Raw genomic sequence first — 15288 nt, forward strand, 5'->3', positions numbered from 1 at the left:
GATTCATTAGCGGCACTCAATTCCACCATGAAGAAATCCGCGCTGGTGCTAAAGGGTCGGTGCGGGTGATCCTCGGGACATGCCTCCCCTCCACATCGCCCTGGCCGCCCTGGTGGCCGCCGTCTGGGGTGTCAACTTCGTCGTCATCGAGCTCGGGCTCGACCACTTCCCGCCGCTGCTCTTCTCCGCCCTGCGCTTCCTGGTCGCGGCACTGCCAGCGGTGTTCCTCGTCGGCCGGCCGAAGGTCGCCCGGAAGTGGATCGTGGGGGTGGGACTGGCCCTGGGCGTCGCCAAGTTCGGGCTGCTGTTCATCGGCATGGACCGGGGCATGGGGGCCGGGCTCTCCTCCCTGGTGCTCCAGGTGCAGGCGGTCTTCACCGCGCTCTTCGCGGCGCTCGCACTCGGTGAACGGCCGGGCAGGGCAAGGGTGCTGGGGATGGCGGTGGCGCTGGCCGGGATCGGTGTCGCCGCCGTGGACGAGGGGGCGGACGGGCCCGTGCTCGCCTTCGTCCTGGTGATCGCGGCGGCGGCCTGCTGGGGCGTGTCCAACGTGCTGACCCGGAAGGCCGCCCCGCCCGACGCCCTCAACTTCATGGTCTGGGTCTCCACCGTCCCGGTGCTGCCGCTGCTCGGGCTCTCGCTCCTCTTCGAGGGGTGGGACCGCGATACGCGGGCGCTCGCCGCGCTCGACTGGAGCGGCGCCGGAATCATCGTCTACGTCGCCTGGATCACCACGGTGTTCGGCTTCGGGGCGTGGGGCTTCCTGCTGAGCCGGTACCCGGCGTCGTCGGTGGCCCCGTTCACCCTGCTCGTCCCCGTCTTCGGGATGTCGTCGGCCGCCCTGCTGCTCGACGAGTCGGTGAGCCCGCTGCGGTGGTGCGCGGCGGCGCTGCTGGTCGGCGGGGTGGCGCTGACCTCGCTCGCCGGGGCGCGGCGCCCCCGCCCCGCCGCCCCGGAGCGTGCGGAGCCGCAGGCCGCGGGGGCCGCCTGAGCGCTCTACTGCTTCGGCGCACCCAGCCGCAGCAGGTGCTCGCGCCCCGCGCTCAGCAGTCCGGGCAGCTCCGCCGCCCCCGGGTGCCAGCGCTTCTCGTACTCCCAGCAGACCCAGCTGTCCGGGTCCAGGGTGTCCAGGCAGGCCCGCAGCGGCAGCACCCCGGCGCCCAGGGCGATCGGCTCGGTGGCCTGCGCCGACGCGATGTCCTTCACCTGGACGTAGCCCAGGTGCGGGGCCAGCACCGCATGGCTCGCGGCGGGTTCCTCACCGGCGAGCCAGGTGTGCATGATGTCCCACAGCGCGCCGACGCTCCCGTGCCCCACCGTGCCCACCACACGGGCCACGGCCGCGCCCGCGCGGTGCGAGTCGTGGGTCTCCAGCAGGATGCGCACGCCCATGTCCGCGGCGTACGGAGCGGCGGCGGCCAGCCTGCGGGCGGCGGTCGCGTCCGCGGTGGCGGGGTCCTGGTCGCCGCCGCCGGGGAAGACCCGGACGTTCCGCGCGCCCAGGTCCCGGGCCAGCTCCACCAGAGCGGCGAGCTCGTCCAGCACCGGCTGGTCCTCGCCCTCGGAGGCGGCCCGGACATAGCCGGCCACGGTCAGGATCTCGATCCCGCCCCGCTTGAACTCCTCGACCACATCGGCCCGTTCCAGCATCGAGAGCCCCGGATGCACTGGCTCCTCCGGGTGGGCGCGCAGCTCCACCCCCTGGTAGCCGTGCTCGGCGGCCAGCCGGACGACCTCGGGTATCGGCAGCCCCGGCACCCCGAGGGTGGAGAAAGCGAGCTTCACGTGTGTGTTCCTTCCGTCGTCTGCGCCGGCCGTGGCTCGTGGAGCCGGGTTCAGCAGGGCTCCCGGAGCAACTGCTCCAGGTTACCCAGCAGTCTCAGCGCGTCCGCCCGCTGCCGGGGCCCCAGCCGCTCGCCACCCTCCCGCCGTTCGCGGTCGGCCGGTGCGAACGACACCACGCGCAGCGCCGCGGCCGCCTGCCGGGCGAACATCGCGAGCAGGTCCAGCTCCCGCATCTCCGTACGGGCGCGCGGGGACGGATCGAGCACCTCCAGGACGCCGAGCACCCGGCTCTCGCTGATCAGCGGCGCCGCCATCAGCGCGCTGGGCACGAACTCGGTGGACTCGGCGAGTGACCGGTCGAAGGAGGGGGTGACGCTGAGGTCGTCCACCACCATCGGCTCCCCGGAGGTCGCCACCCAGCCCGCGATCCCGCGCCCGGCCGGGAACCGGCGGCCCACCAGGAACTCCTCGCCCTGGCCGGAGACCGCCTGGAAGACCAGCTCGTCGGTCTCCTCGTCCAGCAGGAAGACGGAGCTGGCCGCCGCGCCGAAGATCGCGCGGGCCACGTCGACGACGGACTGGAGAAGCTCGTGCCGGGGCGATCTCGCCGGCGGTACCGTTCCCGCGGCGGACGCTGGTTCAGTTCTCGGAGTCATCACAGGCCTCTCCTGCCGGGATGGAAAGCCGCGGGCCGAAGCGCACGTTGGCCGCGGAGAGATAGAGGGCGTTCTTGAGCTGAAAGGCCGTCATCCTCGGGTGCGCCGAGAGGAGACGCGCGCACAGCCCGCTGATGTACGGGGTCGCGAAACTGTTCCCGGTGGTACGTATCGAGGTGCCGCCCAGCCAGGGAACCGTCACGTTCTGGCCGGGAGCGAAGAACTCCACCGGCGGATCGGGGTTGTAGAGGTGCATGTCCGGACTCTCTTCCTGGTGGCTGCCCACGGAGATCACTGACGCGAACCGCCACGGATAGCTCTCCACCGGCGAGTTGTGCGCCGAGGCGACGACGACCGTGCGGTTGAAGTAGGCGTGGTCGGCCAGAGCGTGCAGTTCCTCGGCGAACCGGGCGCGGGTGGTGGACAGCGACAGGTTCACCACGTCGAAGCCCTGCTCGACCGCCCACCGCAGCCCGGCGAGCAGTACGTCCCCGGTGCCGGAGAACCGTTCGCCCAGCACCCGGACGCTGTGCAGTTCGCACTCCGGTGCCGTCCGGCGGATGATGCCCGCGCACGCGGTGCCGTGTCCGCAGGAGTCCCCGGTGCCGGTCGCCCTGACCTCCGTCTCACCCGTCTCCGGGTCCTTGACGACCACCCAGGACCCGTCGACCGGGCCCACCCCCGGATGATCGCGCTCGACCCCCGAGTCCACCACGCAGACCCGTACCCCCCGCCCGGTGCCCGGTACGGCCGCGCCGTCGCCCGGTCCGGGACCGGGGTCCGCGAGGACCGCCACGTCGTCCGGGCCGCGCCCGCGCAGACTCCACGTCAGTCCCGGCCCCGGTGTCGTGTCCGTGGTAGCCATCCGTCAGCTCATCTCCGTCGTGGCCGCCGCCGGTCCGGCGACGAGCCGGGCGGCCCACCGCTCACCCGGCAGATGTCCCTTCTCCGCGAACCGGTCCCGCGCCTCCCGCGCCGCCGCCGTCGCACCCGCCTGATCGCCCAGCAGCGCCAGCGTCCGCGCCCGGTCCAGCGACGCGGTGGCCCGCACCAGCGGGGAGTCGGTCAGCAGGGAATCCCGTACGGCCCGGTCCGCGTGCCGCAGCGCCGGGGCCGTGTCACCGGCCCCCGCCGCCAGCCGGGCACGCAGCCCCGCCAGGTCCACCCGGTCCGCGTGCGGCAGCGACTCGGGCGCCCCGACCGCTTCGAGCCACGGACCGGCACCCTCCGGCCGGCCCTCGTCGAGCAGCAGCCGGGCCGCCTCCAGCCCGATGGCCGGACGCATGGACCGGGCGCCCGAGCGCGCGGCCGCCCGGTCGGCCCGCACGAGCAGGTCAAGGGCCGGCCCGGTGCGCCCGAGCAGCGTCTCGACCGTCGCCCGGAACACCGGCAGGAAGACCGCCGCCTCCGCGTACCCCAGCTCATCGGCGAGCCGTTCCGCCTCGGCCAGGCACTCAGCGGCCCGGTCAGCCCGGCCGTTGAGCGCGTAGAGCACGGCCAGCGGGCAGTTCAGCGTGGTCCGTACGGCCGGCCGCCCGGCGCCGTGCGCGGCGAGGAGGTCCCGGCAGCGCGCCACCGCGACCGGCACCGGTTCCGGGCCGCGCCACAGCGAGATCCCGATGGCTCCGAGCGCCGCCGCGCGCTCCGGCTCCGCCTCGGCCCGCACCGCGTGGTCCAAGGCCAGCGTCAGGTCGCGGTCCGCCTCCTCGTGCCGCCCGGCCAGCTGCAAGCGCTGCGCGAGCCGCAGCCGGGCCCGTGCCTGCCCGACGGAGTCCCCGGCGGACTCGAACAGCGGCAGCACCGAGCGGGCCGTGGCCGAGACGTTCACCGCCGCCGGGTCGAGCACGGCCAGCGCGAGCCGGGCGTGCGCGGCCTCCACCGGGGCGGTCCCGATGGCCAGGACCCGCCGCAGCAGGCGCTCCCCGTCCTCGGTACGGCCGAGCGCCAGCCGCACCTCACCGAGCCGGCGCAGCGCGGGCGCCGCGGCCGGGTCGCCGTGCGGGTGCAGGTCCACGGCCCGTTCCAACAGGCCCTGCGCCCAGTGCAGATCGGAACGGGCCAGGGCCTGCGCACCGGCCGCGGCGAGCGCGGCGGCGGCCCGGCCCCGCAGGGCGGCGGCCCGGTCGTCGGCGAGGCCGAGTTCGGCGCGGTACCGGTAGGCCCGCTCCAGATGCCCGCCCACCGCCGCCTCGCCCGCCGCCGTCACACTGGGCAGCTCCGACGCCCAGGCGTGCCGGTCGGCCTTGGACCGCTTGGACAGCGAGGCGTACGCGACCTCCTGGACCAGACCGCTGCTGAACCGGTGCCGCCCCGCGCCCGGATCGCCACCGGGCGTGGTCTCGACCAGCCGGCGGCGGCGCAGCCGGGCCAGCGCCCGCACCACCCGGCCGCGGTCGTCGTCCGGCGAGCTCTCCGGCGCGGCCGGGGCGGGCCGGGCCGGGTCCTCCGTCTCGCGCACCGCCCGCGTCAGCCGGACGAGTTCCGGAGCGGTGAAGTCCCGGCCGACGACGGCGGCCAGATCGAGGGTGCTGCGTTCGGTGCGCTCCAGCGCGCCGATCCGGGCGCCGAGCAGCGCCTGAAGGGTCGGCGGCACCGCCGCGCCCTCCTCGGTCCCCGCGCCGGCCGGGTCGGGACCGGCCGGCACCAGGAGCTGTTCCAGGTAGAGCGGGTTGCCCTCGGCACGGTCGTACAGGTCGCCGTCGATCCGGGCGGTCCTGGTGCCGGGTCCGGCCAGCTCGCGGACCAGCAGGTCCGCCTCGGCGCGCGGCAGCCCGGTCAGCGGCAGGATCTGCGGGGGGCGGGCGGCCGGGTCCGCGGCGGACGAGGGCCCGTCCGGACGGCCCGGACACACGATGAGCACCCCCGCCCGGCCGAGCGGTCCGGCCAGCCGGTTCACCGTCCGCACCAGCAGCGGTTCGGCCCAGTGCCAGTCGTCGAGGACCAGCAGCGCCGGGGGACGCCCCGCCGTCCGGGCCAGCACGGTGATCAGCGCGGCGCACATGTCCTCGAAAGGGGCGTTGGGCGTGCCGTCGTGCAGCAGCCCGTCACGCAGCAGGGCCCGCGCGTCCGCCACCGAGGCCCCGGCCCGCCCGGACGCCGCGTCGAGGGCCTCCCGCGCCGCCGGGGCGTCCAGCACGTCCCGTACCGCGTCGGCCAGGGGTGTCAGGGTGCCGTGGTCGCCGTAGCTGCGGCAGCGTCCGGTGCCGACGACCGGGCCGCCCCGCCCGGCGAGCCCGGCCAGCCACTCGCGCGCCAGCCGGGTCTTGCCGACCCCGGCGTCGCCGACCAGGCGCACCAGCCCCGGACCCGCCCCGCTCACCGTCCGGTCCAGCGCCTCGTCCAGCACCGCCTTCTCCGCGGCGCGGCCGATGAACGGCACGTCGAAGCGGCGCAGCAGCTCCGGGTCGTCGGCGCCGAGGGCGATCAGCCGGTAGGCGTGCACGCTGCCGCTCTTGCCCTTCAGCCGCAGTGGGCCGGTCCCCTCCACGACGACGGTCGGCCCGGCGGCCTCCACCGTCTGCGGGCCGATCAGGATCTCGCCGGGCGCCGCGTTCTGTTCCAGCCGGGCCGCCACGTTCACGGTCTCGCCCGAGACCAGTGCCTGCCGGGTGCTGGCATCGGAACTCGCCACGACCTGACCGGTGTTGACGCCGATCCGGATGCTGAGCCGGATGCCGAGGGTGGTTTCGAGCTCGGTGTTCAGCTCCGCCAGCGCCTCGCGCATGCCGAGCGCCGCCGAGAGCGCCCGCCGGGCGTCGTCCTCCCGCATCACCGGCACCCCGAACACCGCCATCACGGCATCACCGATGAACTTCTCCGGGGTGCCGCCACGGGCCTCGATCTGCTCGCTCATGGCCGCGAAATAGCGCAGCGTCACGGTGCGCAGGGTCTCCGGGTCCAGCACTCCGGACAGCGCGGTGGAGCCCACCAGATCGCAGAAGACCGCGGTGACCAGCTTGCGTTCGTCCTCCGGCGCCGCCGCGACGGGCGCCGGGCAAGGGGTGCCGCAGGCCGGACAGAAGCGTGCGGCGGTGGGCAGTTCGTGCCGGCACGAGGTGCAGTTCATCAGCGATTCCTCTCTGCTTGGTCCGGCCGGAGCGGCGGGCCGGGTCACGGGGGAGCCGGCCCGCCGCGCGGCCACGGGCGGGCCTTCGCGGGCACGGCCCTCAGAACAGGGCGCCGCCCGCGATCTCGCCGTGTGCCTGCACCTCGGGTCCGACGTCGTCCAGCCGGCTCTTGATGTCGAGCAGCAGCGTCAGTTCCTCGGGTGCGAGTTCGGTGAGGACCTGACGCTGTTCATCGGTGAGCAGATCGACGGCGAACCCGGCGCCGTACAGCACGGCGAGCCGGTCCGGTGGTTCGTTCATACCTGGCCTCCTGTCGGGACGGACCGCCCCGCTCCCCGCACCGGCGGCGCCGGTCCGGTGCGCCCGAGCCGGACGAACAACTGGGTGAGCGCGTCCGTGGTGTGCAGGGCGCTGACGGCGACGGCCGCCTCGTGTCCCCGCGAGAGCGGCAACCGGTCGAGCAGTGCGTACAGTTCGCCGGCGTGGCCGTCGTCGAGCCGCGCGTGTTCGTGCACGGTGCGGAAGGCCGGGGCAGGCAGCCCGGTCAGCCGGGCCAGCCGGGGGGCCAGTCCGGAGTCCGGGGCGTGGCCCTCCAGGACGGCGATGTAGCCGAGCAGCGCCACCGGGTGGTGGTGCGCGATCCAGTAGTACTGGGCGCCCGCCAGGGAGGCGACGAGCGGAGACGGCACCGGGTCCAGCGCGGCCCGCGGGCCGCTGCCGGCCGCGGTCAGGTCATCGAGCAGCCAGGAGTCGTGTTCCGCCTCCTCCCGGATGTGGTCGTGCAGGTACGCGGCCAGCGGCGCGCCCAGCGGATCGCCGTGCCGCGCCATCAACGTGGCCCGTTCCGCCGCCAGTTCCATCAGCGGTACGGAGGCACGGATCACCGTGTGCATCGCGCACAGGTACGCCCGGTAGCGGGGCAGCAGCCCCTCGGCCCGCCACAGCACGGCTGCCGATGCGCGCAACGCCGGTTCGGCGAAGGCGAGTTTGACCCGCAGCCGTTCGGAGGCCGGCAGCCCGCACTCGTGCGGCTCGGCGCCGCCCCCGGCCGGCCCCGGGGTCTGTCCGGCGGCGGTCACGGTCCCGTGCCTTCCGGTTCCGGATGCGGGCCGCGCACCTGGTCCGGCGTCGCCACCAGGTCCGCGTACGGGGCGCAGCCGTGGCGCCGTACCAGGGCCACCGGCCCGTCCTCGTGCTGGCGCCGGGCCGACGTCAGGTCGAGCAGCGCGCCCGCGGCGCCGCCCGCCACCGCGTCGGCCGCCGCCACCACCTCCGGCCGGTCGCTCAGCTCGCGGCAGTCCCCGCAGTACGAGCCGGCGGGCGTCCCCGGCGACCAGCGCGCGCGCAGGTGAGCCGGGCCCACCGTGCGCACGAGCCGCAGCAGCGGCGAGCGGGCCGTACGCGCGCGCACGGCGGCCCAGCCGTCCTCGGCGACATGGCCGAGCCGCAGATGGGCCGGGGCGGGGCGGCGGTCCACCGTGTCCTGGTTGCAGCAGGCCAGGACCGTGCCGTCGAAGGCGACCACCGGCCAGGCCGCCATGGCGCACGGCAGCGCGCCCTCCCCGTCCGGCGCGGTACGGGCGGGGCGGGCCCAGGACGCGGCCCGGCCGAACGGCCGCACCTCGTTGACCAGGGCAGGCACCGTGCCGCCGAACGTCCGGTGGATGTCCGCGGTGACATCGGCGAGATAGCTGTCGTCGGGCCCGGTCCCGGTGAGGTGGAAGCTGACCGCCACCCCCAGCTCGCGGATCTCCCGCACGGCCCTGAACACCCCGGCGCGCGGCACCTCCCGCTCGTGCGGCAGGTCGAGGCTGGCGGAGAAGTGGTCGAGCGTGCCCACCGCCCGCTTTATCGCGGGCGGCAGCGGGCCCGAGCGGGCGAAGAACATTCCGCTGAGCAGCGCGGTGCGGGTGCCGGACTCCCGCGCGCAGCGGGCGAGCGAGGCCACCAGGCCCGGCCGCAGCAGGGGTTCGCCACCGGTCAGCATCATCACCTCGGGCCGGTCGTCCGCGGTGAACGAGGAGACGAACCGCTGGAGGTCGTCCGCCTCCGGCTCCTCGCGCACCTCCGGCGCGGAGCCGGTGGAACAGTGGGCGCAGCGCAGCGGGCAGCGCCGGGTCAGAGTGATCAGCACTCCGGCGGCCGGAACCGGCCGCAGTCCGATGAGTTCGGCGAGCTCCATTCGGCCGTCTCCTCCGGGCGTAGTGGGGTGCGGCGCGCGGCCGCGATGCGCGAACACAGCGTCCGTCCGCACGGTTCGGCACCGGTCCGCGACCGGTTCGCCACCGGTATGGCCGCAGGCCGGGCGGTCCGCGGCGGCCCGCCGGCGGGCCCGGCGGCCGCCCGCGCGGCCGTGTCACCCCCCGCTGAACTGCCGTGATACCGGGGCCATACCGGCGCCGAGCCGTTTGCCAGGCCCGGACTCCTAACTTTCTGGTCAGCGGAAGGCACCCGCCGACCGCAACCGGAAGGACCGGGCTCACCCCCGGACCGGCCGGAGATGACCGAGTCAGACGAGTGGACGGAGACCACCATGTCCGAGAACACGAAGCCCGCCGCCGACGACAACAACGAGACCCCCGAGGTCGAGGCGCACTCGGTGCTGGACCTCCAGGAGACCGCCGGTGTGCAGGAGCGTTCGCTGGACGGCAGCTGCGTCAGCACCGTCAGCCTCATCCTGTCGGAGCAGTAAGGACTGACGACCGGGCCGCGGCGCCGCCTCGGGGAGGGACTCCTCCCCGTGGCGCCCGGCCGGACGAAACGGGGCGGCTCCGTGACCACGGGGACCGCCCCGCCTCGATTTCCCGGGCCGCTGTCCGGGCCCTGTCCCCGCTCACCGACCGGGAGCCGACGATGGCCACCTCGCTTCGAACCAACCGGGACTTCCGACTGCTCTGGATGAGCGGACTGTTCGCCGTCCTCGGTACCCAGATGACCGCGCTGGCACTGCCGCTGCTCGTGCTGCGCGAGACCGGATCGGCCGTTCAGGCCGGAGCGATCGGCACGGTGTCCGTCGCCGCGGTCCTGATCACCATGCTGCCCGGCGGGGTGATGGCCGACCGGGTGGAGCGCCGCAGGCTGATGCGCCTGTGCGACGTGGGCAGCTTCTGCGTCGTCAGCGCCCTGGTCGTGGCCGTGTGGACCGGACATGTCCCGCTGATCCTGGTGCTGCTCGTCGCGGGCGCGGGCGCCGTCATCGGCAGCTTCTACGGGCCCGCCGTCTTCGGGCTGATGCGCAGCGTCGTACCCGCCGACGAGATGGGGACCGCGACCGCCCGTCTCCAGGCCCGCACGGCCACCGCGCGGCTGGTGGGGCCGCTCGTCGGAGGCGGGCTGTTCAGCCTGCACCCCGTGCTGCCGTTCCTCGCCGAGGCGGTCGGACTGCTGCTGTCCACGTGCTGCGTGGCCCTGGTACGGACCCGCTCCAGGGCGGAGGCCAGGGCCGGTTCCGTGTTCAGCCGGGCCGAGCTGACCGCCGGTGTCACCTTCCTGTGGAAGCTGCCCTATCTGCGGACCGTGCTCCTCGTCTTCGGGCTCGGCATGAACTTCGCCTTCGGCGCCCTGACCTTCACCGCGCTGACCGTCTTCTCCAGCGGCGGGAGGTCCGGCCTCGGCGGCGGCACCGTCATCTCCTTCATCTCGGTCGGGGCCCTCGCCGGCGCGCTCCTCGCCCCCCGGCTGCGCCCCGAACGCCGGACCTGGGCGCTCACCGCCGCCACCTGCTGGTTCTGCGTGGGCACCGCCCTCGCGCTGGCCTGGATCCGGGTCCCGCTGTTCGCCGGGCTGCTCTGCGCCGCCTGCATGTGCCTGTCCACGGTCGCCAGCATCGGCTTCCTGTCCACCCTGCTGACCGTCACCCCGGGCGACCGGGTCGGGCGGGTACAGAGCGCCGCCGGGTTCCTCTCCTCGCTGGTCCAGCCGTTCGGGCCGCTGGCCGGCGGCGCGCTCCTGACCGCCTTCGGCAGCCGCGCCGCCTTCGGGGCGATCGCCGGGGTCCTCGCCGTGTCCGCCGCCGTCGTCACGTTCGCTCCGTCCGCCCGGCCGGCCCCGCCACCGGGCGAGCCCGCAGCCGACGAGCCCCTCGCGGACCGTACCGGGGCCGGCAGCCCCCGCCCCTGATCACGAGCCCCCAGGAGGTATGCCGTGCCCGGCATCCAGGAGACCCAGCTGTACTGCATCGCCGACCGCCGCTACTACGAGACCCCGGCCCGGCTGCCCGACGAGGACACCCGCTACCCGCTCGACCGCGCCGAACCGCCCGAGGGCTGGCGGCGCGGCAGGGGCGGGCTGTGGACCGCGCTCCACCCCGACTCCGCCGGACTCCCCGAACAGGGCTGGAAAATCCACATCTCCACCGTGGCGGCGGACGCCGAGCGCACCCTCGCCGACACCGCCCGGATCTGCCTGGAGCAGGGGGTGCCGTTCAAGTTCCTGCGCAGCGAGCGCGCCCTGCGGCTGATGTCGGCCAAGTACATGAACCGGTCCGGCGCGGGGAAGTTCCTCACCCTCTACCCCGCTGACGAGCCCGCGTTCCTGCGGCTGCTCGACGCCCTGACACCGGCTCTGGACGGGCGCAGCGGACCGTACATCCTGAGCGATCTGCGGATCGGGAACTCCCCCGTCCACGTCCGCTACGGCGCGTTCGTCGAACTCTGGTGCCAGGACACCGAAGGGACCAGGGTCCGCGCGATGCGCCACCCCTCCGGCGAACTCGTCCCCGACACCAGGGGCGTGGTCTTCCGGATACCGGAGTGGGTGACCGTCCCCGAACAGCTGCGCCCCCATCTCGCCGCCCGCGCCGCCGCCCGCGACGACGGCTTCCCCTACGTCGTCACCAAGGCGCTCCAGTTCTCCAACGCGGGCGGCATCTACCTCGCCGAGCACCGCACCACCGGGCAGCGGGTGGTCCTGCGCGAGGCCCGGCCGCACTGTGGACTCGACCCCGCAGGGCACGACGCCGTCACCCGGCTGCACCGGGAGCACCGGGCCCTGACCCGGCTCGCCGGACTCGACTGCGTGCCCGAGGTGTACGGCGTCCGCACGGTCTGGGAACACCACTTCCTGATCGAGGAGTACATCGAGGGCACCACCCTGTTCGACGAGATCGTCGACCGCTTCGTGCTGGTGCGCGGCGAACGCACCCCCGCCGAACTCGACGCCTACTCCCGGTGGGCCGAGTCCGTGACGGCCGGCCTCGGCCGCGCCCTCGACCGGATCCACGCCCGTGGGCTGCGGTTCGCGGACGTCCACCCCGCCAACGTCATCCTGCGCCCCGACGGCCGGGTGGCCCTGATCGACTTCGAGTACGCCACCGACCTCGACGACGAGGACACCCCGCAGGCCGGCGCCCCCGGCCTCCAGGCGCCGCTCGGCACCGGGGGAGCCGAGGCGGACGACTACGCGCTCTGGGCGATCTGGCTGCACATCCTGATGCCGCTGATGGAGGTGTCCGAGCACGACCGGGGCAAGGCCCTCACCACCGAACGCTGGGCCCGCGCCCGCTACCGGCTGGGCCCCGACGCGGGACCGCCCCGGCCGGCCGCCCTCTCCCAAGGGCTCCCGGCGGACAGCGGCGAGCCGACGGTGGACCTGCTGCTGCGGGGCCCGGAGCCCGACTGGACCGGCATCCGGGAACGGCTCCTGGCCGGCATCCACGCCGACGCCACCCCGGACCGCACCGACCGGCTCTTCCCCGGCGACCTGGCCGGCTTCGCCACCGGCGGCATCTGCGCCGCGCACGGCGCCGCCGGGGTGCTGTACGCCCTGCACCGCGTCGGCGCCCCGGTCCCCGCCGAGTACGTCGACTGGCTGGCCCGGACCGCCCTGCGCCGCGACCCGGACGCCCCCGGCGGGCTGTTCGACGGACTGCCCGGCGTCGCAGTGGTACTGGCCCGGCTCGGCCGCCGCGAGGAGGGCCGCGAACTGCTCGACCGGGCCCTCCGCGCAGCCGCCCCCGCATCGGCCGACCTGCTCACGGGCACCGCGGGAACGGCGCTGGCGGCCCTCCGCCTCGCCACGGACGGCGACGGACCGCCCGACCGGGAACTGCTGGAGCGGGCCCTGCGGACCGCCTGGGAACTCGACGCGCTGGTCCGGGGCGAGGCCACCGGCGGCCCGCCCGCCCCGCCCTCGGCGGGACTGCTGCGCGGCTTCGCCGGGGCCGCGCTGCTCCAGCTCGAACTGCACGCGCACACCGGTGAGGAGTGGCTGCTCGACGCCGCCGGGACGACGCTCGCCCGCGAGGCCGAGCACTGCGTGACCATGGAGGGCGGCAGCGTGCAGGTCAAGGACGGCCAACGCCACCTGCTCTACCTGGACCAGGGCAGCGGCGGCGTCGCCCTGGTGGCCCAGCGCTATCTGGCCCACCGGGAGGCCCCCGCGCTCGCCGCGCTGCTGCCCGGCGTCCGGCAGGGCTGCGTCCTGGAGTTCATCCGGGAACCGGGGCTCTTCACCGGCCGGTCCGGACTGGTCGCCACCGCCCACCAGCTGTCCGGCGGCCGGCCGGACCCCGAGGTGCTGGACTCCGTGCGCAACCTCTCCTGGCACCTGGTCGCCGAAGGGGACCGGCTGCTGGTGCCGGGGGCGCGGCTGCGCCGCTTCTCCGCCGATCTCGCGACCGGGGCGGCGGGAGTGCTGCTCGCCCTGCACACGCTGTCGGCCGCACCGGAAGAACGGCCGGACCTGCTGGACGTGCTGACCCTGGGGTGACCCAGGGCCTGTGCGGAGTTGTCACGCGGCGTCGCCGTGACAACTCCGCACAGGCCCTACGGGCACGGCGGCACCACGTGAATGCGGCACTTCCGGGCCCCCGGAAGTGCCGCATTCACGTGCGCCGGTACGGCGGGTACGGCGGTTACGCGCCCGTCGCGCCGATCACCGTCGCCACGCCCGCCGGCAGCGCCGTGCGGTGAGCCCCCGTCCCGTCGACGGCCGCCGCCGGGAGGGCCATCAGTTCGCGGACGTACAGGCCCACCAGGCGGGGCAGTTCGTACAGCACGGAGTGCGCGGTGACCTCACCGCTGGGGGAGGTCACCGCCCCCGCGTCGATCAGCGACTCCACCGTCCGCAGCGCCTGCCGCTCGTCGCAGCCGAGCGCCGCCGTCGCCTCCGGCAGGGTGAACAGCCCCTCGCGGACCGAGGACGCCAGCCGGGTCAGCGCCAGCCCGCTCCCCGCGGAGAGGTCCTGCCAGCCCGACATCAGCCGGGCGCGCACCGAGATGTCACCGGCCACCAGTTCGTCCAGCGCCCCGGCCGGATCGGCCAGCCGTTCCGCGTACTCGGCCAGCGGCAGATGGCGCAGCACCGCCAGCCGCATCCCGCTCACCCGTACCGCCAGCGGAAGGAGCCCGCAGGCGTCGGCGATCCGCAGGGCGGCGGCCCGGTCCAGACCCACCCGCCCCGCGCCGATCAGCCGCCCCAGCAGCTCCAGCGCCTCGGCCGGGGCCAGCGGCGGCAGCGCGATCCGGTGCACGGGCGACAGCCCCGCCAGCTGTTTCCGCGCGGTCAGTACGAAGGAACTGCCGCCGGTGCCCGGCAGCAGGGCCCGCACCGCCGCCTCGTCCGGTACGTCGTCGAGCACGACCAGCGAGCGGTGCCCGGCCAGCCAGTGCCGCCAGTGCTCCGCGTCCGCCATCAGCTCCGCCCCGTGCGGGCCGCCGGTCAGCCGGGCCAGCTCGCCGACGACCGCCGGGGCGGGGCGCACCGCCCCCAGTTCGTCGCGGACCCGGATGTGGATGCGGCCGTCCGGGTACCGGTCCGCCAGCAGATGCGCCGCCTGTACCGCCAGGGCCGTCTTCCCGGTTCCGGCGGCCCCGGTGACCGCCACCACCCGGCCGTCCGCCCCGCCCAGGACGTCGAGCAGCTCCCGCAGCTGTTCGCCGCGGCCGGTGAAGTCGGGGAGGGCAGCGGGCAGTACCGCCCGCAGGGCGGGTGTCCGTTGCGCGGTCCCGTCCGCGCGGGGGCGTTCCGCGCCGTCCCGGCCGGTCAGCATCGCGCGCTGCCTGGCGACGATGGCCGCCCCGGGCTCCAGCCCCAACTCCCGTGCCAGCAGCTGACGGTAGTCGTCGTACACGGCCAGGGCCTCGGCCCGGCGGCCGGTCCGGTGCAGCGCGTCCATCCACGCGGCCCGGACGCGCTCGCGCAGCGGATGCCGTTCGGCGAGGTCCCGCAGCCCGTCCACCACGGCGGACGCCCGGCCCAGCGAGATCTCCGTCTCGGCCCAGTCCTCGTGCACGGTCAGACACCTGGCCTCCAGCCGCTCCGCCTCGGCGGCCACCTCGGGCGAGTCGCGCAGATCGTGCAGCGGCGGGCCCTGGCACAGGTCCAGCGCCCTGCGCAGCAGACCGGCGGCGGCGCGCGGATCACCGTCGTCGGCGGCCCGCCGGCCCGCCGCCGCCAGGGACCGGAAGCGCAGGGTGTCCAGCTCGGCCGGGCCGATCCGCAGCAGGTAGCCGCCGCAGGAGTGCACCAGCCGTTCCTGGCCGCCGTCCGGCCCGTCGGGACACCGGGTACCGAGCAGCGTCCGGGCCGAACTGACGTACACCTGGAGGTTTTTGCGCGCGGTCCTGGGTGGCGCGTCCGGCCACAACGCGTCGGTGAGGACGTCCACCGGCACCGGTGTGTTGGGGCGGCTGAGCAGCATGGCCAGGACCAGCCGCTGTTTGCGCGGCCCGAGTGGCAGCGGCCGCCCGTCGGCCCATCCGGAGAGCGGGCCGAGCAGCGAGAGGCTCAGCGCACCGGGCGAAGGTGTGCGAGTGGGGGGTCGGGTCATGGGCGAGCCT

Annotated in this window: 12 protein-coding genes; 4 read left to right on the top strand and 8 right to left on the bottom strand. The window is 75.2% G+C overall.

The window, feature by feature from the left end:
• The first annotated feature begins 79 nt into the window (after window positions 1-79).
• Window positions 80-991 carry an EamA family transporter gene (locus tag ACZ6S6_RS12775; protein WP_362959927.1) on the top strand — a complete coding sequence of 304 codons (912 nt, stop codon included), beginning with the start codon at window positions 80-82 and terminating at the stop codon, window positions 989-991.
• A gap of 5 nt (window positions 992-996) precedes the next feature.
• Here ACZ6S6_RS12775 and ACZ6S6_RS12780 read toward each other — a convergent pair whose 3' ends face one another.
• From ACZ6S6_RS12780 to ACZ6S6_RS12810, 7 genes are all read right to left on the bottom strand, one after another.
• The gene (locus ACZ6S6_RS12780; protein WP_469705451.1) at window positions 997-1785 is read right to left on the bottom strand and encodes a sugar phosphate isomerase/epimerase family protein; all 789 of its coding nucleotides are present in this window, start codon (window positions 1783-1785) and stop codon (window positions 997-999) included.
• Between the two features lie 50 nt (window positions 1786-1835).
• Window positions 1836-2441: a GAF domain-containing protein gene (locus ACZ6S6_RS12785; RefSeq protein ID WP_469705452.1), complete on the bottom strand. Its 606-nt coding sequence runs from the start codon at window positions 2439-2441 to the stop codon at window positions 1836-1838.
• Window positions 2425-3306, bottom strand: a complete 882-nt coding sequence (locus tag ACZ6S6_RS12790; protein ID WP_362959935.1) for a S8 family peptidase — start codon at window positions 3304-3306, stop codon at window positions 2425-2427. Before ACZ6S6_RS12790 ends, ACZ6S6_RS12785 begins: the two co-directional genes overlap by 17 nt.
• A 3-nt stretch (window positions 3307-3309) precedes the next feature.
• A complete protein-coding gene (locus ACZ6S6_RS12795; protein WP_469705453.1) occupies window positions 3310-6507 on the bottom strand; it encodes an adenylate/guanylate cyclase domain-containing protein in 3198 nt (1065 codons plus the stop codon).
• A 100-nt stretch (window positions 6508-6607) separates the two neighbouring features.
• Window positions 6608-6808, bottom strand: a complete 201-nt coding sequence (locus tag ACZ6S6_RS12800; RefSeq protein WP_362959942.1) for an aroma-sacti cluster domain-containing protein — start codon at window positions 6806-6808, stop codon at window positions 6608-6610.
• Window positions 6805-7524, bottom strand: a complete 720-nt coding sequence (locus tag ACZ6S6_RS12805; protein ID WP_469705627.1) for an iron-containing redox enzyme family protein — start codon at window positions 7522-7524, stop codon at window positions 6805-6807. Before ACZ6S6_RS12805 ends, ACZ6S6_RS12800 begins: the two co-directional genes overlap by 4 nt.
• Window positions 7525-7583: 59 nt before the next feature.
• Window positions 7584-8690: a radical SAM protein gene (locus ACZ6S6_RS12810; RefSeq protein ID WP_469705456.1), complete on the bottom strand. Its 1107-nt coding sequence runs from the start codon at window positions 8688-8690 to the stop codon at window positions 7584-7586.
• 351 nt (window positions 8691-9041) lie between these two features.
• Between ACZ6S6_RS12810 and ACZ6S6_RS12815 the strand changes: the two genes are divergently transcribed.
• The 3 genes from ACZ6S6_RS12815 (at window position 9042) to lanKC (ending at window position 13216) form a co-directional block, all read left to right on the top strand.
• Complete coding sequence (locus ACZ6S6_RS12815) at window positions 9042-9200, top strand: hypothetical protein (protein WP_362959948.1); 159 nt, start codon at window positions 9042-9044, stop codon at window positions 9198-9200.
• Between the two features lie 161 nt (window positions 9201-9361).
• Window positions 9362-10627, top strand: a complete 1266-nt coding sequence (locus ACZ6S6_RS12820; RefSeq protein ID WP_469705459.1) for an MFS transporter — start codon at window positions 9362-9364, stop codon at window positions 10625-10627.
• Window positions 10628-10651: 24 nt separating this feature from the next.
• Window positions 10652-13216, top strand: a complete 2565-nt coding sequence (gene lanKC / locus ACZ6S6_RS12825; RefSeq protein ID WP_469705461.1) for a class III lanthionine synthetase LanKC — start codon at window positions 10652-10654, stop codon at window positions 13214-13216.
• Between the two features lie 145 nt (window positions 13217-13361).
• Here the strand turns inward: lanKC and ACZ6S6_RS12830 are convergent, their stop codons facing one another.
• Window positions 13362-15278 carry an AfsR/SARP family transcriptional regulator gene (locus tag ACZ6S6_RS12830; RefSeq protein WP_469705463.1) on the bottom strand — a complete coding sequence of 639 codons (1917 nt, stop codon included), beginning with the start codon at window positions 15276-15278 and terminating at the stop codon, window positions 13362-13364.
• Window positions 15279-15288 lie beyond the last annotated feature (10 nt).

The organism is Streptomyces sp. NPDC048671 (assembly GCF_055587045.1).

What these genes read in the sequence shown, in the direction of transcription:
- ACZ6S6_RS12790 (WP_362959935.1), bottom strand. Translation starts at nt 3,306, where the DNA reads ATGGCTACCACGGACACGACACCGGGGCCGGGACTGACGTGGAGTCTG.
- ACZ6S6_RS12810 (WP_469705456.1), bottom strand. Translation starts at nt 8,690, where the DNA reads ATGGAGCTCGCCGAACTCATCGGACTGCGGCCGGTTCCGGCCGCCGGA.
- ACZ6S6_RS12815 (WP_362959948.1), top strand. Translation starts at nt 9,042, where the DNA reads ATGTCCGAGAACACGAAGCCCGCCGCCGACGACAACAACGAGACCCCC.
- ACZ6S6_RS12800 (WP_362959942.1), bottom strand. Translation starts at nt 6,808, where the DNA reads ATGAACGAACCACCGGACCGGCTCGCCGTGCTGTACGGCGCCGGGTTC.
- ACZ6S6_RS12830 (WP_469705463.1), bottom strand. Translation starts at nt 15,278, where the DNA reads ATGACCCGACCCCCCACTCGCACACCTTCGCCCGGTGCGCTGAGCCTC.
- ACZ6S6_RS12775 (WP_362959927.1), top strand. Translation starts at nt 80, where the DNA reads ATGCCTCCCCTCCACATCGCCCTGGCCGCCCTGGTGGCCGCCGTCTGG.
- ACZ6S6_RS12795 (WP_469705453.1), bottom strand. Translation starts at nt 6,507, where the DNA reads ATGAACTGCACCTCGTGCCGGCACGAACTGCCCACCGCCGCACGCTTC.
- ACZ6S6_RS12820 (WP_469705459.1), top strand. Translation starts at nt 9,362, where the DNA reads ATGGCCACCTCGCTTCGAACCAACCGGGACTTCCGACTGCTCTGGATG.
- ACZ6S6_RS12785 (WP_469705452.1), bottom strand. Translation starts at nt 2,441, where the DNA reads ATGACTCCGAGAACTGAACCAGCGTCCGCCGCGGGAACGGTACCGCCG.